This window comes from Rosettibacter primus (genome assembly GCF_036860675.1).
Taxonomy (GTDB): Bacteria; Bacteroidota; Ignavibacteria; order Ignavibacteriales; family Melioribacteraceae; genus Rosettibacter; species Rosettibacter primus.
Window position 1 is genome coordinate 687,095 of the sequence record NZ_JAYKGK010000001.1, and the last position, 24,900, is coordinate 711,994.

At 30.8% G+C, this 24,900-nt stretch carries 20 protein-coding genes and 1 other RNA gene; all 21 read right to left on the reverse strand.

The window, feature by feature from the left end:
- Nucleotides 1-24 precede the first annotated feature (24 nt).
- A complete protein-coding gene (locus VJY32_RS02915; RefSeq protein WP_353676376.1) occupies nt 25-1,056 on the reverse strand; it encodes a LacI family DNA-binding transcriptional regulator in 1,032 nt (343 codons plus the stop codon).
- A 142-nt stretch (nt 1,057-1,198) separates the two neighbouring features.
- Nucleotides 1,199-2,902, reverse strand: a complete 1,704-nt coding sequence (locus VJY32_RS02920) for a T9SS type A sorting domain-containing protein (protein WP_353676377.1) — start codon at nt 2,900-2,902, stop codon at nt 1,199-1,201.
- A gap of 63 nt (nt 2,903-2,965) precedes the next feature.
- The gene (locus VJY32_RS02925; RefSeq protein WP_353676378.1) at nt 2,966-5,980 is read right to left on the reverse strand and encodes a TonB-dependent receptor; all 3,015 of its coding nucleotides are present in this window, start codon (nt 5,978-5,980) and stop codon (nt 2,966-2,968) included.
- A 431-nt stretch (nt 5,981-6,411) separates the two neighbouring features.
- Nucleotides 6,412-7,416 (reverse strand): PhoH family protein, encoded by a 1,005-nt coding sequence (locus VJY32_RS02930; protein ID WP_353676379.1) that lies wholly within the window; start codon nt 7,414-7,416, stop codon nt 6,412-6,414.
- A 60-nt stretch (nt 7,417-7,476) separates the two neighbouring features.
- Complete coding sequence (locus tag VJY32_RS02935; protein ID WP_353676380.1) at nt 7,477-8,181, reverse strand: LysM peptidoglycan-binding domain-containing protein; 705 nt, start codon at nt 8,179-8,181, stop codon at nt 7,477-7,479.
- A 35-nt stretch (nt 8,182-8,216) separates the two neighbouring features.
- Nucleotides 8,217-8,492 carry a hypothetical protein gene (locus tag VJY32_RS02940; RefSeq protein WP_353676381.1) on the reverse strand — a complete coding sequence of 92 codons (276 nt, stop codon included), beginning with the start codon at nt 8,490-8,492 and terminating at the stop codon, nt 8,217-8,219.
- A gap of 157 nt (nt 8,493-8,649) precedes the next feature.
- On the reverse strand, nt 8,650-9,330 hold the full coding sequence (radC, locus tag VJY32_RS02945; protein ID WP_353676382.1) for a RadC family protein: 681 nt from the start codon (nt 9,328-9,330) through the stop codon (nt 8,650-8,652).
- 1 nt (nt 9,331) lies between these two features.
- Nucleotides 9,332-10,888 (reverse strand): glutamine-hydrolyzing GMP synthase, encoded by a 1,557-nt coding sequence (gene guaA / locus VJY32_RS02950; RefSeq protein ID WP_353676383.1) that lies wholly within the window; start codon nt 10,886-10,888, stop codon nt 9,332-9,334.
- A 20-nt stretch (nt 10,889-10,908) separates the two neighbouring features.
- Entirely contained in the window at nt 10,909-11,286 is a 378-nt protein-coding gene (gene gcvH / locus VJY32_RS02955; RefSeq protein ID WP_353676384.1) for a glycine cleavage system protein GcvH, read from the reverse strand.
- Entirely contained in the window at nt 11,283-12,635 is a 1,353-nt protein-coding gene (accC, locus tag VJY32_RS02960; RefSeq protein ID WP_353676385.1) for an acetyl-CoA carboxylase biotin carboxylase subunit, read from the reverse strand. The genes gcvH and accC overlap by 4 nt, the downstream gene beginning before the upstream one ends.
- Nucleotides 12,636-12,662: 27 nt before the next feature.
- Complete coding sequence (gene accB, locus VJY32_RS02965; RefSeq protein WP_353676386.1) at nt 12,663-13,142, reverse strand: acetyl-CoA carboxylase biotin carboxyl carrier protein; 480 nt, start codon at nt 13,140-13,142, stop codon at nt 12,663-12,665.
- Nucleotides 13,143-13,335: 193 nt separating this feature from the next.
- Nucleotides 13,336-14,025 (reverse strand): tetratricopeptide repeat protein, encoded by a 690-nt coding sequence (locus VJY32_RS02970; protein ID WP_353676387.1) that lies wholly within the window; start codon nt 14,023-14,025, stop codon nt 13,336-13,338.
- Nucleotides 14,026-14,077: 52 nt separating this feature from the next.
- Entirely contained in the window at nt 14,078-15,118 is a 1,041-nt protein-coding gene (locus tag VJY32_RS02975) for a CehA/McbA family metallohydrolase (RefSeq protein ID WP_353676388.1), read from the reverse strand.
- 50 nt (nt 15,119-15,168) lie between these two features.
- Nucleotides 15,169-15,471 (reverse strand): antibiotic biosynthesis monooxygenase, encoded by a 303-nt coding sequence (locus tag VJY32_RS02980; RefSeq protein WP_353676389.1) that lies wholly within the window; start codon nt 15,469-15,471, stop codon nt 15,169-15,171.
- 7 nt (nt 15,472-15,478) lie between these two features.
- Nucleotides 15,479-16,351, reverse strand: a complete 873-nt coding sequence (dapF, locus tag VJY32_RS02985) for a diaminopimelate epimerase (protein WP_353676390.1) — start codon at nt 16,349-16,351, stop codon at nt 15,479-15,481.
- A gap of 122 nt (nt 16,352-16,473) precedes the next feature.
- A complete protein-coding gene (locus tag VJY32_RS02990) occupies nt 16,474-20,187 on the reverse strand; it encodes a PAS domain S-box protein (protein ID WP_353676391.1) in 3,714 nt (1,237 codons plus the stop codon).
- A gap of 357 nt (nt 20,188-20,544) precedes the next feature.
- Nucleotides 20,545-20,900, reverse strand: a transfer-messenger RNA (tmRNA) gene (gene ssrA, locus VJY32_RS02995).
- Between the two features lie 33 nt (nt 20,901-20,933).
- Nucleotides 20,934-21,473 carry a cob(I)yrinic acid a,c-diamide adenosyltransferase gene (locus VJY32_RS03000; protein ID WP_353676392.1) on the reverse strand — a complete coding sequence of 180 codons (540 nt, stop codon included), beginning with the start codon at nt 21,471-21,473 and terminating at the stop codon, nt 20,934-20,936.
- Nucleotides 21,470-22,552 (reverse strand): CAF17-like 4Fe-4S cluster assembly/insertion protein YgfZ, encoded by a 1,083-nt coding sequence (gene ygfZ, locus VJY32_RS03005; protein WP_353676393.1) that lies wholly within the window; start codon nt 22,550-22,552, stop codon nt 21,470-21,472. Before ygfZ ends, VJY32_RS03000 begins: the two co-directional genes overlap by 4 nt.
- Before the next feature lie 110 nt (nt 22,553-22,662).
- Entirely contained in the window at nt 22,663-23,490 is an 828-nt protein-coding gene (locus tag VJY32_RS03010; protein ID WP_353676394.1) for a hypothetical protein, read from the reverse strand.
- A 20-nt stretch (nt 23,491-23,510) separates the two neighbouring features.
- On the reverse strand, nt 23,511-24,878 hold the full coding sequence (locus VJY32_RS03015) for a dipeptidase (protein WP_353676395.1): 1,368 nt from the start codon (nt 24,876-24,878) through the stop codon (nt 23,511-23,513).
- Nucleotides 24,879-24,900 lie beyond the last annotated feature (22 nt).

Here is a 24,900-nt window from a genome sequence, read left to right on the forward strand (position 1 = left end):
ATGTTAAAATATGATGTGTAATAATCAGAATGAATATTGTTTCTTTATACAGGTACCTCGTAAAATCAACTCAGTATCGATAACAATATTTTTAGGGTTAAATTCATCCTGATTATTAATGTTTTCAAAAAGAATTTCCATTGCGTGCTGGCTTAATAAATTAGTGGATTGGTCAACACAACTTAAAGGCGGGCAAAGAAATTCCTGAACTTTCGCATTACCAAAACAAATTAAATCTATATCCTCAGGAATTCGCAATCCAACTTCCTTTGCTGCCGTATATACTCCAAGTGCAACTGGAAAAGTAACAGTAAATATAAATTCAGGTAAATTATTTTGTTTATAAAGTTTCATGAATGCATTATAACCATATTCTTCTCCAAAACCACCTTCTATGACCCAATCAGGATTTATTTCAATCCCATATTTTTCCATAGCATCTTTGAAACCCAATAATCTCTCTTTACCGATATTGATATTAGTATAACCTGCAAAATGTGCAATTTTTGTGTACCCAAGTTTTATAGCATGTTCAACAGCTTTGAATGCACCACCTCTATCGTCAACAGTAACAGTACTTATATTTTTAAGTGAAGGGACTCTATCAATAAATACAATTGGGATTTCTCTCTTCAATACCGTTTCAAAAATTTCATAATTATTGGTATGTTGTGTTATAGATACAATAATGCCATCAACTTTCATAGCCAATAATGTATGAATATGCTTTCTTTCGAGTTCTGTATTTTCTTGAGAAACAGTAAGAATAATTTCATAATTATGTTCCATCCCGATTCTATAAATATTTTCTATTATAGAACCAAAAAAGAAATGAGCAATTTTAGGAACAACGACTCCAATTGTATTTGACCTTCTTGCAGATAAACTACGGGCTATAAGATTTGGAGTATAGTCAAGTTCTTCGGCAAGTTTTTTTATTTTTTTTGTTGTTTCAGGGGAAATATCTGGATGATTTCTTAATGCTTTAGATACTGTTACAGTTGATACATTCAATATCTTAGCAATATCACTTAAAGTAACAGGTTTCGATTTCATATTTATACTTTTAGTAATTCAATCCAAAGAATAATGTTATGTTATTTAATTACTTACCACAAAAATAATAATTTTGATTAACTTTTTTATTATACACTTATTAAAAAGGGATGACTTATTTCAGTCATCCCTGATTGCATATTTATTTAATCAATGTCATTTTTCTTGTAAGAGTTATTTCATCAGTCTTTAACTGGTAGAAATAAATTCCGCTTGATAATGTTTGGCCAGATAAATTTTTCCCGTTCCATGTAACTGTATATTTACCAGCATTTTGAATCTGATTGTTAACAAGTTTTGCAACTTCTTGACCAAGTGAATTATAAATTGTCAATGTTACATTGGAAGTTTTTGGCAAACTATAGGTAATATTTGTAGATGGATTAAATGGATTCGGATAATTTTGTTCTAGGATATAGTCATAAACCAAAATTATATCTTTTTCAACATCAACTGTTTCTCCAGCTTCCCAGCGAACTTTTAGTTCTGGAAACCAATTTAAATCGCCAACAGGGAATCCTCTTTCAGCACTATAATATGCTTCAACATTAGTATCATAAGAGCAATCAAGTGTATCTTCAAAATATTTATAAGTTCTTCTATCCATATCGTGCAGATTTTTATTCCATTTATCTGAAGGTGTATTTTTAGTTTTATTCCCACCATCAGGGCTTTCATACCATTCCATCATATTAATCATTAATCTTGGGATTTCTTTCAGTTTCAAATTAATTTTCTTAAATGCAGTTGCAGCTGCTGCACCAAGTCTGCTTTTAATATGTAGTGATAATGGAGAACCTTCTCCAAATCCATACTTTGTTAAAAAGCTTTGTCCTTCTGGAGAAATAACATAGTAGTTATTTTTAACAGTCCATTGAGTAGTATCATTTGGAGCACTGAAAATCCATGTAATCCTATTATTCCCATTAGCATAAGTTTCGCCAGTATTAGCCCATTCTGCAGCTCTCGTAGCATCTGTAGAATCCTCACCTAAGGCAAATGCATCATAGAATAAATTATTCTTTATAATTACTTCTTTGCCGACATTACCTAAAGAAAGTAAGCCATGGAAACCCATACCATTAACAAAGGAATTATGGTTAATTAAACAATATTGAATTCCACCTGTCCCAGCAAGAGGATTACTAAAGTTGTAATGTCTAATAACACGGTCCTGATAATTTACAAAAGTATTATTAACGAGAATAAGAGAATCACAAGAAGCTTCTCTTAAATCGATACCTTTACCAGCTCCAAGATTTGAACGGCCAAGAAATCCCATATTAGCAAATATTGTATTGGTTACTTTAACTTTCTTTGTTGCACTTCCAGTTCGAATATGTTGACCATTAATATTATTAAAAATACAATCATCAATAATAATAGAGGAACCTTCCTGAGTTGTATTAATAATGCCACCCTGCAAGTTATCGAGATAATCGCTGCTTGCCTCAAAATATCCAGATACTGCAATATTTTTCATTTCTAAATTCCCACCCTGAAGAACAAAGAGATTTCCTGGAGGATTTTGTGGATTGCTTCCTGTTCCAGTTGGGAATTGATAAATAATTGGCTTCTTAGGACCATAGCATACTAATCTAATAGTTACTCCTTTAGCTATATTAAATTGTTCTGTATTAAGATAGATACCACCGCTTTGAAGTTCATAAACACGGTCAGGTAATACTCCATGATTAGCTGCAGTATCAGCTTTAATTTGAGCTATTATGTATGACCCGGGTGTACCATCATAAGGTTTAAGCTTAAGTACATTTTGACCAAACACATATGATGTAATAAACAAAAGTAAAAATGAAGATAAGATTAGGTTGTTTTTCTTTTTCATGGTGCCTCCATGGTTTTGTTGATGGATAATATGTTTTTTATAATCCATATATGGTTTAATAAATTATAAATCTATTTTAATCCCTAAATCAGCTGTTAATCCGTAACGCTCACTTGTATTTAGAATTTTATAGCCATTTACGCGGTTATATATCAAATTTTCTTCTTTAATATTTGTCAAATTATTAATATTCAGAAGAACTGCTATATTATCATTGTATTGATACTTAAGAGCAAAATCCAATCTTGTAAACGGATTTATTATAACATCTCCTCTTCCACTTGGTGAAAATGATAGATTATATTCTGATTGATGGAACAATGAGATACGGGCAGATACAGGACCAATATCATAACCTAAGGCTATGTTTCCAAAAAATTCCGGTTGATTTTCCAATTGTTGTTTGACTTCAATTGCATGTTCTGAATATTGTGGGACTTTTATTTTTATCCCGGGTAAAATTTCTTTTTCAACAAAAGTAGTATCTGTCTTTGAACCAATAAGCCAGGTTTCAGAACGAACAAGTGATGCATTATAGCTTAAGACAAAGTTTCGTAAAAATCCGGGTAAAAATGTAAAATTAATTTGATGCTCAAATTCAAATCCCCATACTTTTGTTGGTTTAGGCGAATTATAAGGAACTGTTAAAGCATAACTGCCACTGTGAAGTGTTTTCCAACTCAAGCCAAGATAATGAAACAAAGTATCACCAGTAGTATTAATTCTATTGAGCATATGGTACATATCTTTTATCTCTTTATAGAATGCAGAAATTGAAATTAAACCAATATCATTTCCAAAGAATGATGTATTAATTTCATAGTTCCAAGCTTGTGCAGTTTTTAATATTGGATTACCAACAATCAGTTGTTTATCAATACCAACTTGAGCAGGACGCCATGCAAAATATTTACTCAATCTCATATTAAAATCTGGTCTTGCTAAAGCTTTATAGGCTGCAATTCGGATGCTCATAAAGTTTGTGGGTTTAATATTAAGATGAAAATTCGGCAAATAAATTGTTTGAGTGAAGTTTGAAGATGTATCTTTTGTTACACCAAGAGGAATCGGGAATCCACCAATTTGACTCGGAGAATATTTTGATTTGTAATCATTATCTTCTCTTTCAATTCTCAATCCAGCAATGAAAGTTATGTTCTGTCCAATTTTGAGTGTATTCATTATATAACCAGCAGAAACACTTTCCGATATATCGTAATAATTAGCTTGATTTGACGGGTCTAAATTATATTCTCTTTTAACACCATTTTTATCTATTCCATTTTTATTCAGTTCATACCATTGACGCATTTTATCTCTGTTAATTAAAGGATATAATTTGTAAGAAGCATATAAATCTCTTGAAGCTGGGGTATCGTCGAGAAATTCAATAAATGCTAATGTATTATTAAGAGGGTTTTGCAAATATCTTTGATAGAAAGCATCGAACAAAGTTCCGCTTAAATTTTTTGGTTGTATTTTCCCATCGGCTGTTAATTCATATGGCTGCCAGTAACCTAAATAATATGGGGCATATTGTGAAGTTGTAACATTTGACCTGCTTTTAATTTTATATTTAGCTCCAAATTTAAATTCGCCTGACATTAAATTTCCAATCATATAATTTCTTGAAGCATTAAGAAAAGCAGTTCTTTCTTTTTCAAAGTTTCTTTGTGTATAATAATAAGCTTCATATAGAGTAGCTGTTCTAAAATTATTATAAGCAAAAGGAATTAATTTTTCCGGGTTAGATTTCAAACTTGGAGTATTTGCCATACCGGAAACACCAGCATTAGAAGGTTCATGAAAATCTATACTGTAATCAAATGGATAATCAGCTTCTGATTGAGCATAAGATAATCCCCAGTTTAACTTAAGTCCAAGCAAATTATTTTCACCGGCAATAGAACTGTTGAATGTTTTAATTTCCTGTTCTCTATCTCTGAATGAATATGTTACAGTTCCGCCAACTCCGCCTCCCGATGGATAGTCTCTTGAATGAATAATATAATCTCGTTTAGTACTATTATAGACATTATTAATTTTTATATTTCCTTCATCAGGTGTATTAATGTCGAACATAATTCCACCACCATTACGAGTTCTAATCTCATCAGTAAATTCAAGTGTAAAATTATTAATTGCATAATCAGTTTGATTATTTATAGTTTGGTCATAGTCAAGGTCGTATTTTTCGTTACTTCTAATTTTGCTTTCGGCATTTGCATTAACTCTGACTCCAAGCATGTCATTAAAAAATCTTTCTCCATACTTAAAAGAAAAATCGTACTGCTTTGCAGAATTCATTACATTATTATAGCCGCCTTTTAATACTGCGTTTATTTCTCTAAGAGATGGAGCCTTTTTCGTTACCAGATTTATACTCCCTGCAATAGCATCAGCATCTTTATCTGAGGTAAGTGCTTTATAAAGTTCAATTCCTGCGAGTGAACTTTGAGAAATTGTACTTAAATCTAAACCACGGCTATCTGCATCAGTTGATGCTATCCTAATTCCATCAATTGTTACAGATGTATATTTATCACTTAATCCTCTCAAAATTACTTTATTAGCTTCGCCACCTGAACGAAGTATAGATACCCCTGGAAGTCTGCCAATTGATTCTGCTGCATTCGCATCAGGTAATTCTTTAATCTTTTCCTCAGATACAACATTAATAATTGTGTTCGAAGTTAATTGTTGGTTAATAGCTGCAGCTTGACCAACTGCTTGAGCAGTAATTATTACCTCAGTTCCTTCTATAACATCAGGTACTAATTTAAAATTGAATATAACTGTTTTATTTTTTTGTATAACGACATCATAAACTTTTGGTTTATAGCCAACATAAGAAACTTTCACTTTGTATGTGCCTTCTGGGATTCTGTTAATAATATATTGACCTTCAATATCTGTTGCGCTCCCTAAAGAAGTGCCTAACAAAAACACATTTGCACCAATCAAACTTTCATTTGTAAGTGAATCAGTAACAGAACCTCTTAAATTACCCTGAGCGTTTATTATCCCAAAAGTAAATAATAACATTAATAAACCACTTTTAATGAAATTTAACTTCATACTCTTATCTCCCTTTATAAACTTTGTTTTCAATTAAATAATAAATGTGAAAAAGATAAGATAAAATTAGAACAATAAAGTCATTGTTTACTTAATTGATAACTTAACTTGCCAAATTTTATTTTAATTGTCAAGAACTTTTTACGAAATTATTTTATAATTATTACAATATATCCATTTAAAAATAGTAGCATTCTTCCATTCTATTTGCAAAAAGGATTATAATAAAAATTACTTTTATATAAGGCTTTATTATAAGATATATTAAATGTTACTTTATTCATCACTAAGTTCTAAATTTTAACTTTGGCAGGCTATACTTTTGAGACCTACTATAATTATAACGAAAGGATTACGTTTACGATTTTAATTATAGATTAATTAGTAATCTTACACTACAATAAAAGGATTATCTATTTCACAAGAGGATGTTATTCCTTTGAAGTATTAGTACCATTATAATGCTTTTCGTAAGCATCTATAATATCTTTCACAAGTTTATGACGAACTACGTCTGACTTATCAAAATAAACAAAACTAACGCCTTCAATATCTTTAAGAATTTCTTTAACCTGAACCAACCCACTTTGAGAATAGGATGGTAAATCAATTTGAGTAATATCTCCTGTTATAATTGCTTTTGAATTTGGGCCTAATCTTGTCAAAAACATTTTCATTTGCATACCGGTTGCATTTTGTGCCTCATCAAGAATTACATAAGCATTATTAAGTGTTCTGCCTCTCATGTAAGCAAGTGGAACTATTTCAATAATTCCTTTCTCAATATAATTTCTTAACTGTTCTGCTGGGAGCATTTCTTCAAGTGCATCATAGAGTGGTCTTAGGTATGGGTCAATCTTTTCTTTAAGGTCGCCAGGCAAAAAACCCAAACTTTCACCGGCTTCAACTGCTGGTCGTGCTAAAATTATTTTCTTTACAATTCCTTTTTTTAATGCAGCAATTGCAAGAGCTACAGCAAGATATGTTTTACCGGTTCCTGCCGGCCCAATAGCAAAACAAATATCATTTTCTTTTACGCTTTTTATGTAATTGATTTGGTTTTGAGTTTTAGCTTTTATAACATCTTTCTTTGAATACAAAACAATATTATCATATTCATTTTCACTAATAATTTCTTTGCCCTGAAGTGTTAAATCTATAATTGTTTCAACATCATTTGGTTGAAGTTTGCCTGTTGTATTAAGGACAAAAATCATTTCCTTAAAAACTTTTTCAATTGCATTTACTTCTTCTTCCACGCCCTGAATAATAACATTATCTCCACGCACAATAATATTGCTTGAAAATCTATCTTCGAGAGGCTTGAGATTAGAATCTCTGTACCCCAGCAAAGATATTAAATCGACATTTTCTAATTTTAATTGCTTCTCTATTTGCGTAGCTACCTCCTTAATTATAAAAAAAGCCCTCTTCATTAATAAATGAAAAGGGCTTTATGAAAAAATTATCTAACACCTTTTGAAATTATCACCCAATTATTTAGCAGACTGTGTTTGTGTTGGCGGAGCTGGTTTATAATTTCTTCTAATCTTATCATACTTTGCTTTTTCTTCTTCAGTCAAATTTGGAATCTTAAATACCTGTTTTGGATAAATCAAATCTGGGTTTTTAATTTGATCTCTATTAGCTTTATAAATTATAGGCCATGCGAATGGATTATCGTAATGTTCTTTCTTTTTAGCAATATTCCACAGGCAGTCGCCTTTTACAACTGTATAATTAATTTCTTTTGGAGCTTCAACCCATGCATCAAGTTTTCTTTGCAATTGGTTATGAACCTTATCAAAAAATTCTGGAAGAGCAGAAATTTTATTTTTCTTCATTGCATCTAATTCTGCCTGTCGATCAGCCTTTGGAGCTTCTTTGTTGTCAATTTTCTTTGTTAATGCATCAAGTTGATTTCTAAAATTATCTATGTCAGCTTTTGAAGATGCACCAACCATAGCGTATAATTCCTTCATACAATCATCATAAGATTGCAATTTTTCACTTGTAGCTTTTAAGTCAGCAACTTCTTTTTTAAGAGCATTTAGTTCTGTTGTTAACGAAGCTTTTCTTTCTGTAAGACGATTAATTTCGTTCTGCCACTCCTCTTTAGTCAATTCTTGCTGTTGCGCAAAAACGTTAGCCGAGAGGAGTATTAAAGCTGTAATTGTCAATAAAAATTTGTAAACTTTCATCTATTCCTCCTTTTTTGATTATTAAACTTTTTGAATTATAAACCGAGTTTTTCGAGATTCTTTTTGGTCTCTGCCTTTGCTTTTGCGCATTCATCAAGCTTAGCATTCTTCTCAGCAATTTCTCTTTCGAGGGCAGCTTTTTCACTCTTCAAAGAATTAACTTCTTTTTCAAGTGCTTTTACTTCGGAACGAAGAGCTTCTAATTCAGCCATTTGTTCTTCAGATACACCACTGCAGCCAGTCACGCTAAGCATGCCAACAAATAAGGCTATTATAAGCCCGCTGCTAAGGATTCTTTTAATATTTGCCATATGCATCTCCTTTTAATTTGTGAGTAATGAATTTTTAGAATTCGATTTTAATGAACTAATTTATAATGTATAAAACAAACCTCTTAAAATTCATTTCAAATATAATTATTTTCTTTATAAAAGGAAGTAAATAGATAATAATTCAAGGAACTTTATATTAAATTAACCTTTTTTCAACCAAACTGGTATAATAGTTCCCTGCTATTATAATGTGGTCGAAAACCTGAATTTCAAGTAGCTTACCAGCTTCTACTAATTTTTTTGTTAATGAAATATCTTCACGGCTTGGTTCTGGATTTCCACTTGGATGATTATGTAACAAAATTATATTGGCAGAATTATTTTCAATTGCAACTTTGAATACTTCTCTTGCATGAACTACACTCGAATTCAAATTCCCGATTGATATCAGTTCATTTTTGATAATTTTATTTGCAGTATTCAAGCATAAAACATAAAATTTTTCTTTAACTTCATCTCTTAATAATGGAATAAAAATTTCTGCAACATCGGAAGGTGATGTAATTTTTTTATTTGAAAACCATTTTTTCTGAGCATCAGCTCTTCGACTAATTTCAAATGCTGCAATAAGTGTAGCGGCTTTATCTTTTCCGATACCCGGAAAATTTTTTATTGCATCTATTGTTTGCATTGATAAAATATTCAGATTACCATATTTGCTGATTAAACTTTGTGCAATCTGAATTACATTTTGTCCCTTTGTACCAGTTCTAAGTAAGATGGCAATTAATTCCGCATCAGATAAACTCTGCGCCCCTCTTAGAATTAATTTTTCTCTTGGACGGTCGTCAACAGGTAATTCTTTTACCTTCGACATTTCATTCCCATTCAATTGTTGAGGGTGGTTTTGAACTTATATCATAAACCACACGATTAATTCCTTTAACTGAACGGATAATTTTATTTGCTGCTTTTTCTAAAAAATCATGGTCGAAACGAAACCAGTCGGCTGTCATCCCATCAGTAGATGATACAGCTCTTAAAGCTAAAACATTTTCATAAGTTCTTGCATCCCCCATTACTCCCACACTTTGCACTGGAAGCAACACAGCAAAAGCCTGCCATATTTTTTCGTAATATCCATCTTCGTGCAAAAGGTTAATAAAAATATCATCAGCTTCCCTTAGCAAATCCAGTCTTTCTTTTGTTACTTCTCCTAAAACTCTAACTGCAAGTCCGGGACCCGGGAATGGATGTCTATTAATAAACATCTCTGGTAAACCAAGTTCTCTCCCAATAGCTCTAACTTCATCTTTGAATAATTCTCGGAAAGGCTCAATTAATTTTAAATTCATTTTTTCTGGTAGACCACCAACATTATGATGAGTTTTAATTGTAACTGAAGCACCTTTTACTGAAACAGATTCAATTACATCTGGATAAAGTGTTCCCTGAACTAAAAATTCGGCATCGGGAATTTTTTTTGCTTCTTTCTCAAATACTTCTATGAAAGTATTACCTATAATTTTTCTTTTCTGTTCTGGGTCTACAACATTCTTTAATCTTTCGAGAAATAATTCTGATGCATCAATAAAAATCAATTTTATATTAAAATTATCACGAAATAATTTAACTATATTTTCACTTTCATTTTTTCTCATCAAACCAGTATCAACATGAATGCAAATTAAATTTTCTTTTAATGCTTTATGAACCAATACAGCTGCAACTGAAGAATCTACACCGCCGCTAAGTGCACAAATTGCTTTTTTATTTCCAACCTTTTCTTTTATTTCATTAATGGATAATTGAATAAAATTCCCTGCTGTCCAATCTGCATTACAATTACAAATATTGAACAAAAAATTCTCAATTATTTTTTTACCATCTTTGGTGTGTGCTACCTCAGGATGAAATTGAATACCATAAATTTTTTTTGTTGTGTTTGAGATTGCACAAATTGGAGTGTTATCTGTTCTTGCAGTTACAATAAAATCTTCAGGCATTTTAGTAATATAGTCTCCGTGACTCATCCACACAATTGAATTATTCTCAACATTTTTTAACAATTCGTCTTCGTGTAAAATCTGTATGTGAACTTTCCCATATTCCCTGTTCTTAGCTGCATCAACTTTTCCATTATTGTATTTAGCAATTAGCTGCATTCCATAACAAATTCCAAGTATCGGGATTCCAATTTCAAAAACTTTTTTATCAATTGTTAAAGCTCCTTCGTCATAGACACTCATTGGTCCACCAGAAAGAATTATACCGCGAGGCTTTTCACTAATTATTTTTTCTACAGGATAGTTATTAGAATGGATTTCAGAATAAACATTTAATTCACGAATTCGACGTGCAATTAATTGCGTGTATTGTGAACCAAAATCAAGAATTAATATCTTATGTTGATGAGTCATAAGTTCAATTGCCATCAGACAATTTACTAACTCTGTCAAGCTAACTGTGCTTTATAAGCTTCTGCATCAAGCAGTACATTTAATTGTTCGGGATTAGTTAACTCAATCTTGATAATCCAACCTTCACCATAAGGGTCAGAATTAATTAATTGAGGTTCACTATTAATTTTAGGATTAATTTCAAGCAATTTGCCATCAACAGGAGCATATAAATCACTTACAGTTTTTACAGCTTCAATTGTGCCAAATGGTTCTCCCATTTTGATTTCACTTAAGTCGGGTTTTATATCAACAAATACAATATCACCAAGCTCACTTTGAGCAAAGTCGGTAATACCTACAAATGCAATCTTACCTTCAACTTTAATCCATTCATGGTCTTTTGTGTACTTTAAGTTATCGGGTATGTTCATAAATCCCTCTTAATATTGTTTAAGTATTTTTCTATAAAAGAAGTATCAAAATCCCCTTCAATAAATTTTTCATGTTCTAAAACTTTTCTATGGAAAGGTATAGTAGTTTTAATTCCTTCTACAGTAAACTCTTCAAAAGCTCTACGAGCGCGATTAATTGCATGTTTTCTATCTGTTCCCCATACAATTAATTTTGCTATTAAAGAATCGTAATAAGGTGGAATTACATATTCATTGTAAATATGAGAATCAACCCTCACACCAAATCCTCCCGGGAAATGTAAATATTCAATTTTTCCTGGACTTGGTCTAAACTTATTTTCAGGGTCTTCTGCATTAATTCTAAATTCGATTGCATGTCCGCGAGGTTCTAATGGTGGGTCAGCAATTTTTTCACCAGCAGCTATCAAAATTTGTTGTTTAATTAAATCAAGATTTCTTACCATTTCTGTAACTGGATGTTCAACCTGAATTCTTGTGTTCATTTCAATAAAGTAGAAATTAAGATTCTTATCAACAATAAATTCGACAGTTCCAGCTCCCTCATAATTTACAGCTCGAACACCTTTGAGAGCAGCCTCGCCCATTTTTTCACGAACCTCAGGAGTAATAATTGGAGAAGGTGATTCTTCAATTAGTTTTTGATGTCTTCTTTGAATTGAGCAATCACGTTCGCCGTAGTGATATGCATTACCATGCCTATCACTCAAAATTTGAATTTCGACATGGTGAGGATTTTCAATATATTTTTCAATGTATAAATCTGGCACACCAAAAGCTGCTTCAGCTTCTGCACTTGCTGTTTGAAATAATTTTGGTAAATCTTTTTCTTCCCAGACAATTCTCATTCCTTTGCCACCACCGCCTGCTGAAGCTTTAAGCATAATTGGATAACCAATTTCCTTTGCAATTTTTTTTGCTTCTGCAATATCTCTGACAACACCATCACTCCCTGGCACCACGGGAACACCAACCTTTTTCATGGTTTCTTTTGCAAATGCTTTATCCCCCATTTTTCTTATGGAATCTGCTGATGGTCCAATAAATTTAATATTAGACTCAGCACATATTTCACTAAAGTCAGCATTCTCTGCTAAAAATCCATAACCTGGATGAATTGCTTCGGCACCAGTAATAACAGCAGCAGAAATTATATTTGGAATTTTTAAATAACTTTCTGAACTGGGGGGAGGTCCAATACAGATAGCTTCATCAGCAAAAATTGTATGTAAAGATTCTCTATCAGCTTCGGAGAAAACAGCAACGGTTTTTATCCCCATTTCTTTACATGTGCGGATAATTCTTAATGCTATTTCTCCTCGATTGGCTATTAAAATTTTTTTGAACAAAATAACCTCTAAAAAAAGTTAGACAATCTACATAGTTTCAATTAAAAAAAGAGGCTGATTATATTCTACAGGTGTGGCATTCTCGACAAGTATCTTTACTATCTTACCGTTCACATCACTCTCAATCTCATTCATTAATTTCATTGCTTCTACAATGCATAAAACCATTCCTGGTGAAACAATATCTCCTACCTGAACATATGGGTCGGCATCCGGTGCTGGTGCTCTATAAAATGTTCCAACTATTGGGGATCTGATTTCATGTAAGTTTGATTTCTTCTCTTCCTTTGGTTCCAGTAATTTTGGTTCTTCTTGAATTGTGTTAGTTACCGGAACTTTGGTTATCATTTCTGGAATTACAGCAGGCATCTGCTGAAATACTGCTTGAGTTCCAGCGTGCGAATTTTTTGATATCTTAATTTTCAAATCACCTTCTTGAACAGAAAATTCAGTGATTTCACTTTGTTCTACAATTTTAATTAGCTTCTTGATTAAATTAATATCCATATTGATTCTTATTTTAGTTTTAAAATTTTTATAATCTTGCAGAAGAGATATTATAAATTATGAACTTTGATGAAAGGTAATAAACAGTAAATGTACATTTATTTAAATATGACATGCTTTCCATTAAATTTATTCCCTTAAGTAATGAAAATATATTCAGCACTTGTAATAAAATCAAGTATATTAATTAAAATCAACTTTCAACTTGAATTAAATATCTTTCAACTTCTCTTGCTTCCTGGTAATTTTTATAATCTTTTTTAATGATTTCAAAAATTGATTTTGCTTCTGCCTTTTTATTTAACTTCAGAAGATTAATGCCTGCTTTAAGCAAATAGTCCGCGTTCAAAGGATTTTCTTTTGATATTTTTGCTGCATCTTTATAAGCATCTACAGCCTTTTCATACTCTTTTTTAGTCTCATAGTATGAAGCCTGTCCAGCTAAAGAAGCTGCTTTTAATATAGGATTAGAACCATCATAATCTTTGAACATTTCATATGCACTATCTATTTTCCCAAGGAACAAATAGCAATTGGCCAGATAAATTCTTGCTGTTTCTCCCTGCTCTGTATTTCCATAATTTTCTACAATACTCTTCAACCCAACAATATTTTGAGCTTTAATACCTTCGATTGCTTGTTGATATTGACCCGCATCGTAAAGCGGGATTACTTTTGAGAGTAAATTTGCTGCTGTTAAATTATCACTTGAACGCTTATTAGAATAAATAATAACTGATACCACAATTAATGCTGCAACTGCTAAGGCAATCAAAATTTTTGCCTGATATTCTAAAAAGAAATTGTAAACTTTGTAATATGTTGTAACTAAGGTATCTTGTTTAATTTCTTTTTTGGTAATTTTTTTCTTTTTTTCTAACACGTTCACCTCTTTATGAAATTTTCAAAAAATTCGGCGTGAAATTTAGCAAATATTATAGACCAATTCTAATGTGATTTGAAAAAATCCATGGATTCCCATTGAGATAAACTTCCACCCTGTAAGCTCCAGATATAGCAACATGAAACTCCAATTCTGAAGCATTTTTGTTTTCAATAATTTTGCCATTTCTAATTAATCTAATATCTGCTGTTTGATTAGGGAGTAAAATCCTCAATTTAATTCCATTATTCAATGGAATTGAATCTCCCATCTGATATGTTTTGATTCCATCATCAGCATAAAATTGAAATCCTTTTGAATCACCATAATAATAATTTGCCACATAACATCTTCCGTTCTCAAGAGCTTCGTATATAATTTTTTTTGTTTCATTTTTATCATTACTCGGTAATAACTCCTTTTCAACTAAAATATTTGTTCTAATTGACCTGAACATTACTTTATAGGGAAAAACTTCTACTTCAAAAAATCCAAGTAAATTTACTTTGTGAGCATGAGCATCAACTCCACCAATCCCAACAACTCTTCTACTTAAATTAAGTTTATCCCATAAGTCTAAAGTTTCCTGAGGAGGAGGCGAAATTGACTTTAATGGATGAATGAAGTAATTATATTTATTTTCTTCAGTTAATCCTTCCATCCAAACAGACATATGATTCCAGATTTCAATTCCAGTAAATTCATTTGTATCCCACTCTGTCCATGGGTATGGAGGATGTTTTTCCATAGAATTTCTTTTTTCATGAGGATGTGCAATAAATCCAAGTCCCCCAGCTTCCCTAACTTTATGAACATACTCTTTGGCAGGAAGTCTGGTAGAATAAGTTTCGTTAATATTAAATGCCAATAAATGATTTTTATTTTCTTTATCATTTATTTCGCATCCTACAAGAAGAAAAGTTTTTTCATACCAGCCTTCATAACCTTCGTGAAGTGCGCGTAAAGTATTATGGTCTGTTAAAATAATATAATCAAGACCTGATTCTGCAGCATATCTTGCTATTTCGTTTACATCACCAGAGCCATCAGAAAAAATAGAATGCACATGTATTGCACCTGTATATTCAAACATTATTTTACCTTTCTAATAAAGGCAGGTAGTTATTCTGATTTGATTTTTTATCAGTTGTTAACCTCAATTAATGTCGTATATTGAGTTGTTTGCTCTTTTATCAAATCAGAAAGCTTTGTCATTAAAATATCAATTCGTTCATCTTGATTATCATCAAAATTTTCAAAGGCTTCTTCTGAAGAAAAAATATAAACTTCTTCAAAGTTATTTGGTTTATTTTTTTGTTCATAAACAGAATAACTTTCCAGACCTTCTGCTTTTACTAAAGTTTTAAGCTCTCGAACGATATCAAGATATTCATTTCTTTTTTCAGGAAAAATATTATAACGAATTGAAAAAATTACTTTACTCATGTATTCCTCAATTAATTAATAATTCACCTTTATAAACTGCTATTGCTGGACCTGTCAATGACAGGTTCATAAACGATTTATTTTCAACATTAAAATCAACTACAAAAGTTTCGCCTATTCTTGTAATTAATTTTATTGGCGGTTTAATGTTATAATTAATAAATGAAATTAAGGCTGCTGCAACACTTCCGGTTCCGCAAGCCAATGTTTCATCTTCAACCCCTCTTTCATAAGTTCTAATTTTAATAACATCTTCTTGAACATCAATAAAATTAACATTTGTGCCATCAGGCTCAAAATCTCGAGAATATCGTATTTCTTGTCCAATCTTATAAACAGGGACTTCATCAATATCCTTATAACTTGAATCGAGCCGTTTAGAATTTTTTAGGATGTCTGAAATTCTAATAACAACATGCGGAGCACCTGTATCCGCATAGGATGCATTTATCAATTGTTCTGCAGCCTTTATCTTAAAATTTACCTTTATTTTTTTGGGTTCATTTAGATAAAACTTAACCAGCTTATCATCCAGGATTTCCCCGGCATATTGAATTCCATTTACTAAAAATTCGACTTTATTTTTGTTTATTCTTCCACTTAAATAGGCATATCTTAAAGCGCACCTTGCACCATTGGCACATAAAACACCTGTTGTTCCATTAGAATTAAAATAATCCAATTCAAATGGGTAATTATATGAATCAGAAATTAACAACACCCCATCGGCCCCAATTCCTGTTCTTCTATTGCATAATTTTTGAATAAAATCCCCATTTATTTCAATAGATGGATTTAATTTTCTATCGAATAAAATGAAATCGTTACCTGCTGCTGTTAATTTTGTAAACAAAATATTTGTAGACAAAAACTTATTCATAACGCTTTCAAATTTAAGGCAATAAAGAACTGAATGCAACGAAAAAGGTTAACTGGCATGATTTTTTATTGTAGGCATTTTATAATATTGCGAGCTATTATTTATTAAACGCTGGGTTTAAATTAATCTTTGCAAAATGTTACTCGAAAGGTGGTTCCTTCACCTTTTTTGCTTTCCACTTCTATTTTTGCTTTATTTATTTCACAGTAGCTTTTCACAAGAGAAAGGCCTAAACCCGTTCCATCATAAGATCTGGAATATCCCTGTTCTTCTTGATTAAAAGGCTCAAAAATATGTTGCATAAATTCTTCACTCATACCAATTCCGGTATCTTTCACTTCAACAAAGATTTCTCCTTTTTCATTTTTATCTAAATTAATTTCTACATCACCTGCTTGAGTATATTTAAGTGCATTGTCTATCAGATTTGCAAAAATTTGTGTTATACTGTATTCGTCAGCTATAATTCTTGCATCTTTTATTTTATTATTCAAAATGAATTTCAAATTTTTCTTTTCCGCAAGTAATTTATGTTCTTCATATAACGAAGGTAAAATATTTTTCCCGAGGTCTACTTCTTTAAAAATTGGCTCATATGATTTTGTTTGTAGTTCTGAGACATTCAGAATTAAATCAATTGTTCTCATTATTCTTTTATTGGCAAGTTCAATACCATCAAATAATTCGCAAATTTCATCATCTAAATTTTTACACAATTCTTCTTTTAGCAACGACAAATTTCCCATGATAATATTTATTGGTGTTCTTATTTCATGTGACATTTGTGCTAAAAAATTAGTTTTAATTTTCTCGGATGTAACTGCTTTTTCTTTTGCTTCAATTAATTCCTCTATTAATTTTTTCTTTTCGGTTATATCTTGTATAATTCCAAATATAATTCTTGAACTTTTATCATAAAAAGCAACCGAATGTATATCTCGAATTTCCCCTGTATCTACTTTTTTAATTTTGAATTCAACATCATAGGGAATATCATTTTCAATTAAATTTTTTAGTGCATTATCAAGAAGAGTTCTATATTCTGGCAAAGGTACTTTTTTAATATCTTCATAATTTACTTCTTCAACATCCATCCCATAAATTAGTGCTGCTCCTTTTGAAGCCGAGATTTTTTTAGTATTAAGATTTAGTTCCCAATTACCTGATTTAGAAACTATTTCAGCTCTATTTAATCTATCATAACTTTTCTTTAATAACTCCTCAGCTCTTTTCTGTTCCGTTACATCTCGGGCAATTCCATGTAATCCGACTATCTTTCCATCTTTATAATAAGGTACTTCATAAACCTCAAGTAAAATTTTTTCATTTTTTGAATTATTAATTTCAAGATAGACTGGATATTGACACTTTTCACCTCTAAGCATTTTTCTTGTATTTTCTCTTGCCTGTAAGTTTATTGGGGAATCAGTGACAAACCAGTGAGTCTGATTGAGCCATTCTTCAACTTTGTAACCAGTAATCTGTTCAACAGATGGAGATATATAAGTTATCCTACCTTCTGTATCATGTGTATAGAAGAAAAAGTATGATGTGCCCTCTACAAGCAGTCGCAATTTTTCTTCTTCTTCTTTAATCATAGTTTCCAATAATTTACGTTTAGTTATATCAGTTATAAAACCTTCAAGATATTGCAATTCTCCCTGTTCAGAAAAAATACCTCTTCCTCTTTCCCAAACCCATTTTAGTTCTCCTGTTTTGGTAATTATTGGGTATTCATACTCAAAGTATTTTCTTTGACTAAGAATTTTTTGCCATTCATTCCACAATAATTGCTGATATGCAGGATGAATAATATCATTGAAAGCTATAACATTGTTATTAATAAATTCTTCTTGCTTATATCCGGTTATTTCTTCACACTGACGAGAGATGTAAAACATTGTCCAATCTTTATCATTGGCACATCTGTAAATAAAGCCTGGAAGATTATCAATCAATGTTGATAAAAATCTTTCATTTTCTTTTACCTTGTTTTCTGCTTCCTGTCTTTTAAGGTCATTATCTATTGCAGAAAGTGCGTATGAAATATCAGTTGCTAATTCATTCAATAATTTTATTTCTACATTATCAAAAAAATCTTTTTCATCTGAATAAAAACATAAAATCGCAACAACTTTATCGGCTACGATAATTGGGAAAAATGCTGCTGATTTTAGATTATACTTTTTAGCAATTTTTTCCATTGGAAGTAATTCGACATCATTAATAATTTTATATTTCTTTGAGCCAATTGTTTCAGCTAATTGACTTTGAATGAATTGTTCTTGCTCGAATGCAGCTTCCAGCTGGCGAAAATATTCTTTACTCTCATCATAAATAGATACAGGGATTATTTTCATATTAGTTTGATTGATTTCTCCTATCCATGCTAATTTGAACAAACCTATTTCTACTGCTATTCTGCATGCTTCATCAAATATTTTTTGTTTATTTTTTTTTCTTACAATCATCTGATTAATATCGCTAAGTACAGCATAAATTCTATTCAATTTTTTAATCTCTTCTTCTGATTTCTTTAGTAAAGTAATATCTTGAAGTGAAGTCAAAAGATATTCTGCACCATCAATTTCAATAACATCACTATTAGATAAAACAATTATTTGATTTCCTGTTTTTGTAATTAAAGTTTGTTCATAATTTTTAATATGATTATTAAGTTTAATTTCATTTACTAAAAAACTTATAGTTTCTTTACTCTTAATTATTCCTATTTCAATTGCATCTTTACCAATAATTTCTTCCTTTGAAAAACCAAATAAATCAGTCCAGGCTAAGTTCACATCTGCATATTGTAATTCAGGAAATTTCAATAATTCTACTGGAACGGAAGTTTTTTGAAACAATGTTGAAAATTTCTTTTCACTCTTAAGAAGTTTTTCTTGAAACAATTTTTGGTTTGTTATATTTCTTATTACAACAACAACATTATCATAAATGCCCGGTGACATTCTTGCTTCATAAAATTGTATCCCGTCAGGCATTTGCAAATCATATTCATAAACTTGCATTTCTTTTTTACTTAATGCTTTTTGGATATTCGCCATAGTTATATCAGCAAGAAATGGAGGCAATACTTCCTTAATATTTTTGCCTAAAAATTCTTCCGGGGGGACATATAATTCATCTGTAGAGTAAGTTTTATATGCTAAAAAATTTCCATTCTTATCAATTAAAAAAACAATATCGGGAATAGCTTCAAGAATTGCGCGATTTACTGATTCACTTTCCTTTAATTCTTTATTTATCTTCAAATTAATTTCGTGGTCTAAAAGAATTTTCCCTATAAGTACAGTTGCAATAGGATAGAAAATAATTACAGTCAGACCGACAGTTTGAAGTGCCTGTGAAGTATAACCTTTTGGTAACAAAATCATTAATATAATCATCAATGTATGAACAACAATACCAAATAAATAGAGATTAAGATTACTTAGCTGAATTTTATTTTTTCTCCTTAATAAATGGAATACTAATCCAACAATTATAGATGTGGTAATAACCGAAACCCCCATTAAAACTCCACCGCCACCGATATAAATTCTCGTTACAATAGCCATAAATCCAGCAATTATTCCGGATAAATTTCCAAAAAACAAAGCACATAAACTTAGAACTACAGAGCGTCCGTCAAAAATAATTCCTTTCGATAAGACAAATGGATTTAACATTGCAAGAATTGATATAAAACCAAAAGTAATACCTTGTAGAATTTTGCCTGTTAAGGTATTTCTATTCCATCTTACATCAAGAAAATTAGAAATCACACTGGCTGCAACAAGAACTGAGAGATTATAGATTATCTGGACAGTTACCATGTAACCCCCAGAATTTTATATGAAGATTTTTTACAGTACAATAATTTCTTTTTTATGATTATCGAATGTTTGCTATATAACTTAATACATTAACTTTAATTGGAACTTAATTAGTTTATATTAAATATTCAATATAGATTTGGATACCTAATTTTTTATTAACTAACAGTTGATTTAACTCACATTAAAAAGAAGAAGTTCAAATTTTTTTTAACCAGAAACTCTTAGTGACACATATTAAGATTAAAAGATTGATATAAGATGATGAAAATTTTAGTTATGGGAAGAATAATTTTTCTGAAGTTTGAGTTTAGGTTTGATATTAAAAAAAATTGGCTTAGTAGCTAAATAAAATTTTGGTGGAGGTGCGGGGAGTCGAACCCCGGTCCGAAGTTACCTTTCAATGAACGTCTACGCACATAGTCTGTCTTTTAAGTTTCGCCCTGTTAACATCGACAGACAGATTTTAACAGGACTATTCCGTTAGAATTTCGCCTTGTCTACACGGACACTTGACTTGGCTATCGTATCATTGACGACGCTCTGTTAAATCCTGATACGAAAGGATTTAAAGAGCGGCTGCTGTTTTTAATTAAGCAGCTAATGCGTAGTTATATTCGCCATTTATTTTTTTACCGTCGTTTAACGTGTCTACGGTGAACACGGTGCGCAGTTCAAAGAACCAGTAACCCCGTCGAAACCACGTCACCCCCAAACTTTATATTTAATCTGGGGCTGCTATTATTTCAAGGATTCCACTTAATATCTTCTATACCATTAATATAATTTTCATACCTTGCAAGAACAAATAATAAATCCGAAAGCCGATTCAAATATACTTCAATTTGTGGATTAATTTCTACTTCTTTTATCAATGAAACTACTTCTCTTTCTGCTCTTCTACAAACTGTTCTTGCTAAATGTAAATATGATGCAGCTTTTGAACCTCCAGGCAAAATAAAATTTTTTAATTCAGGAAGTTTTTCATCGTACTTGTCAATTAAGTTTTCTATTCTTTTAGTAAAATTTTCATCAGTTCTAACAATTTTAACAGACTTATTATTTGGGGTTGCTAAATCTGCTCCAATAGTAAAAAGTTCGCTCTGTATACTTCTTAATTCTCTTATAAGTTCCTCAGATTTAGATTCAGTAATTACAATTCCCAATATTGCATTTAATTCGTCAACTGTGCCATATGCTTTTATTCGTTGATTATCTTTCCAAACTTTTTCGCCGCCAAGCAGCGAAGTTTTACCACCATCTCCCTGTTTAGTATAGATTTTCATCTTTCAAACGGCAGAGCTACTATTTTTAAATTTATTTTTTTCTGATTCAACAGACATTCAAAATTTTGTTTATCCAATATTTTTTTTCTTATGACAGCTAAACCTATTTTTTTATTTAACAGTTCAGAATTTACAACACTTGTAACTATTCCAGCATCTTCACCTTCTAAATCTGTTATTTCACCAGGTAAAATATTTTCATCTTCTTCAAAAATAACTCCGCATAATTTTCTTTGAACTTTATCATAAGTTTCAAGTCGAGCAACCACTTCCTGACCAATGTAACAACCTTTTGTAAAACTTATTTCATTTAATAAATTTATTTCATGTGGATTAAAATTTAGATTGATTTCAGATTCATCAGGAATGCCCATTTCAACTCTAAAAACCTGATATGCATCTTCTCCTACAAAATTCAAGTCAAATATACTTTTATTGTCAAGCACATAATCGATGAAATTTTCTAAATACTTTTTCTCTAAAAGAATTTTATAAATATCCAATCCATTTATTTCTTTATGTAAAAACAAATCGAACTTCAAATTATCATTTGATATACTTATAATTTTATTCTCATTTAATGACTGAATCAGTTCATTCATTGAATTAGATGGTTCGTTTAAAATCATAGTTAAATATGATTCTGATTGAGGGCCAATAATTTCAGCTAAGACATATGATGATGAAGCATCTACAGTTTCAATTTCCTCTGTAATTATGTATTTATTAATCCAATTAATTAATTTCTTTGTACTATCATGAAATACAATTAGAAGAAAATAATCATTCATATTTAATAAATTAGTTCTATTAATTAATCTTCCCTTTTCATTTAAGAAAAGAGTAGTTCTTTTCTCAAATGCCTGCATATTTTTCAAATCATTAGTAGAAATTCTGTGCAGAAAATCCAGTGTGTCTTTTCCTTTCAGTTGAACAATAACAGGATTAAATATTCTAATCCCTACTCCATATCTAAGTGAATTGTATTCTTCCTTAAAATTGTTTATTACTTTTATTAAAGAATTATCACAGACACAATTTTTGAATTTACTTTTTAATATTTCAGTTACATTTAACACAGAATATTCCTCCTGATACATAAATCCTCTCAGATTTATTTTTGATGAATTGAATAATGATAAAATATCAGTTATTTAGTTTTAGTAAAATTGATCGAACAATATCAAAATTAATATTTTCTAAACCAACGAGGATTTTTATCTGTAATGTACAATTGCCTTTTTTCACTCCAGTAAAAAGGAATCGAATCCCGAACTCGAATACGCATTGAATCTTCAATAAATCTATATTCATAATAATCGGGATACTTATCATTATTAATATTTGCTAAAGTTCTCTTATGAACTATACCGGTATAAGTTTCGAGCAAATGTGGTGGTTTACGCCATCCATCAACAAGAAAGAAATTATATTTTCTATGACCTGAAATAATGCCATCTTCATAAAAAAGCTCAACATATTTTATATTTTTTGGTGTCCATGTTTTTATAGACATTTTGCTAAATCCACCGTGAATAGGAACTTCTGCTTCCCATATTTTTTCGAAATTATTCTCTTTGCACTCAAACAACGTTAAATAAAAAAAGGCAGTTCCTAATTTTGTGCTATCAAGTGTAACAAAACTTGATTCGTATCCCTGAACATTTTTTTTCTCAATAAATCTTTCTGATTCTTTTGAACGAGCTATTAAAGCAAGAATAAAATTAGCGCCATCATTAAAATAAATTACTGCACTCTTAGGAACGCCATAAATTGTAGAAGGTTCATTTTCCATTAAATAAGTTCCTGGAGGATAATTTTCCATAATATATTCTTTTAATGCTATTGTATCGCATGGAAATCTATTTTTAGTTTGTTCTTTTGCTACATCAATATTGTATTCTCTTATTTCTCTTTCCTTTCCAGTTGAAGTAGCTGCATCACCAGATTCTTTTTTACCTGATGTGCACGCAATAAACAAAAGAGGAAATAATAAAATTAAATTGTATTTATTCATTTATTCCTCTTTAGATTATCTTAAATCTTTGAAAACTCATCTATAAAATAAGTAGAACTTAGAATTCCTTTTTCAAAATTTTCTATGTGAAAATGTTCGTTTGGAGAATGAATATTATCTGTGTCCAAACCCAAACCAATTAAAACTGCAGGAGCTTTTAATTGATTCATAAAATCTACAACAATCGGTATTGAACCACCTTCACGAGTAAAAACAGTTTTTCTTCCAAATGCTTTTGATAGTGCTATTGATGCTGCTTTAACTGCTTTGCTGTTTAATGGTGTTAAAACTGGATATCCATAATGAAGCATTTTAACATCAATTTTTATACTCTTTGGGGCAAGACTTTTTAAATAACTTGAAAACTCTTTAAATATCTTTTGAGGATTTTGATTTGGTACCAATCTCATACTAATTTTTGCAGATGCTTTTGAAGGAAGAACCGTTTTAGCACCTTTTTCTGTAAAACCACCAACTATTCCATTACAATCGAGAGTTGGTCTAACCCAAAGTCTTTCCAAAGTAGAATAACCCTTTTCACCTTGAAGTTCTTTTACTCCAAGTTCTTTTGCAAATTTTTTATCAGAAAATTTGAGTCGTTTGAAATTTTCTTTTTCTTCCTGAGTTAATTTTAAAACATCCTTATAAAAATTTGGGATTGTAACTCTACCATTTTTATCATGAAGTTTAGAAATTATTTTTGCAAGTTCATTAATTGGATTTGCAACAGCACCTCCAAAACTGCCTGAATGTAAATCGGCTTTGGGACCTACAACTTCAACTTCAGTATATAAAAGTCCACGTAAACCATAAGTTATAGTAGGAATACCTTTATCATACATACCTGTATCAGAAATTAAAATTGCATCACACTTCAACATTTCTTTATTATTCTTGATGAATGAGTATAAACTTTCGCTACCAATTTCTTCTTCTCCTTCAATTACAAATTTAACATTTAATGGGAGAGAGCCAAAAGTTTTAAAATATGCTTCTACACTTTTTATATGAACAAAATGCTGTCCTTTATTATCATTGGCGCCACGAGCCCAGATTTTTCCATCATTTATTACAGGTTCAAAAGGTGGATTATTCCATAATTCGATTGGGTCTACTGGTTGAACATCATAATGACCATAAATTAATAATGTTGGTTTTCCTGGAGCTCCAAGCCATTCACCATAAACAATCGGATGTCTATTTGTTTGAAAAATTTCCACTCTTGACATTCCTGCTTCTTTTAATTTATTAGCTGTAAATTCTGCGCATCTGTTAATATCTTCTTTATGAGATTCAAGCGTACTTATGCTTGGGATTTTTAAATATTCGATTAATTCATTAAGATAATTATTGAAATTGGAATTTATATAATTTAGAACTGCATCCATAAAACCCCCTAAAATTTTATAA

Coding starts and splice junctions, on each gene's coding strand:
- VJY32_RS02915 (WP_353676376.1), bottom strand. CDS start 1,056: ATGAAATCGAAACCTGTTACTTTAAGTGATATTGCTAAGATATTGAAT.
- VJY32_RS02920 (WP_353676377.1), bottom strand. CDS start 2,902: ATGAAAAAGAAAAACAACCTAATCTTATCTTCATTTTTACTTTTGTTT.
- VJY32_RS02925 (WP_353676378.1), bottom strand. CDS start 5,980: ATGAAGTTAAATTTCATTAAAAGTGGTTTATTAATGTTATTATTTACT.
- VJY32_RS02930 (WP_353676379.1), bottom strand. CDS start 7,416: ATGAAGAGGGCTTTTTTTATAATTAAGGAGGTAGCTACGCAAATAGAG.
- VJY32_RS02935 (WP_353676380.1), bottom strand. CDS start 8,181: ATGAAAGTTTACAAATTTTTATTGACAATTACAGCTTTAATACTCCTC.
- VJY32_RS02940 (WP_353676381.1), bottom strand. CDS start 8,492: ATGGCAAATATTAAAAGAATCCTTAGCAGCGGGCTTATAATAGCCTTA.
- radC (WP_353676382.1), bottom strand. CDS start 9,330: ATGTCGAAGGTAAAAGAATTACCTGTTGACGACCGTCCAAGAGAAAAA.
- guaA (WP_353676383.1), bottom strand. CDS start 10,888: ATGGCAATTGAACTTATGACTCATCAACATAAGATATTAATTCTTGAT.
- gcvH (WP_353676384.1), bottom strand. CDS start 11,286: ATGAACATACCCGATAACTTAAAGTACACAAAAGACCATGAATGGATT.
- accB (WP_353676386.1), bottom strand. CDS start 13,142: ATGGATATTAATTTAATCAAGAAGCTAATTAAAATTGTAGAACAAAGT.
- VJY32_RS02975 (WP_353676388.1), bottom strand. CDS start 15,118: ATGTTTGAATATACAGGTGCAATACATGTGCATTCTATTTTTTCTGAT.
- VJY32_RS02980 (WP_353676389.1), bottom strand. CDS start 15,471: ATGAGTAAAGTAATTTTTTCAATTCGTTATAATATTTTTCCTGAAAAA.
- dapF (WP_353676390.1), bottom strand. CDS start 16,351: ATGAATAAGTTTTTGTCTACAAATATTTTGTTTACAAAATTAACAGCA.
- VJY32_RS02990 (WP_353676391.1), bottom strand. CDS start 20,187: ATGGTAACTGTCCAGATAATCTATAATCTCTCAGTTCTTGTTGCAGCC.
- VJY32_RS03000 (WP_353676392.1), bottom strand. CDS start 21,473: ATGAAAATCTATACTAAACAGGGAGATGGTGGTAAAACTTCGCTGCTT.
- VJY32_RS03010 (WP_353676394.1), bottom strand. CDS start 23,490: ATGAATAAATACAATTTAATTTTATTATTTCCTCTTTTGTTTATTGCG.
- VJY32_RS03015 (WP_353676395.1), bottom strand. CDS start 24,878: ATGGATGCAGTTCTAAATTATATAAATTCCAATTTCAATAATTATCTT.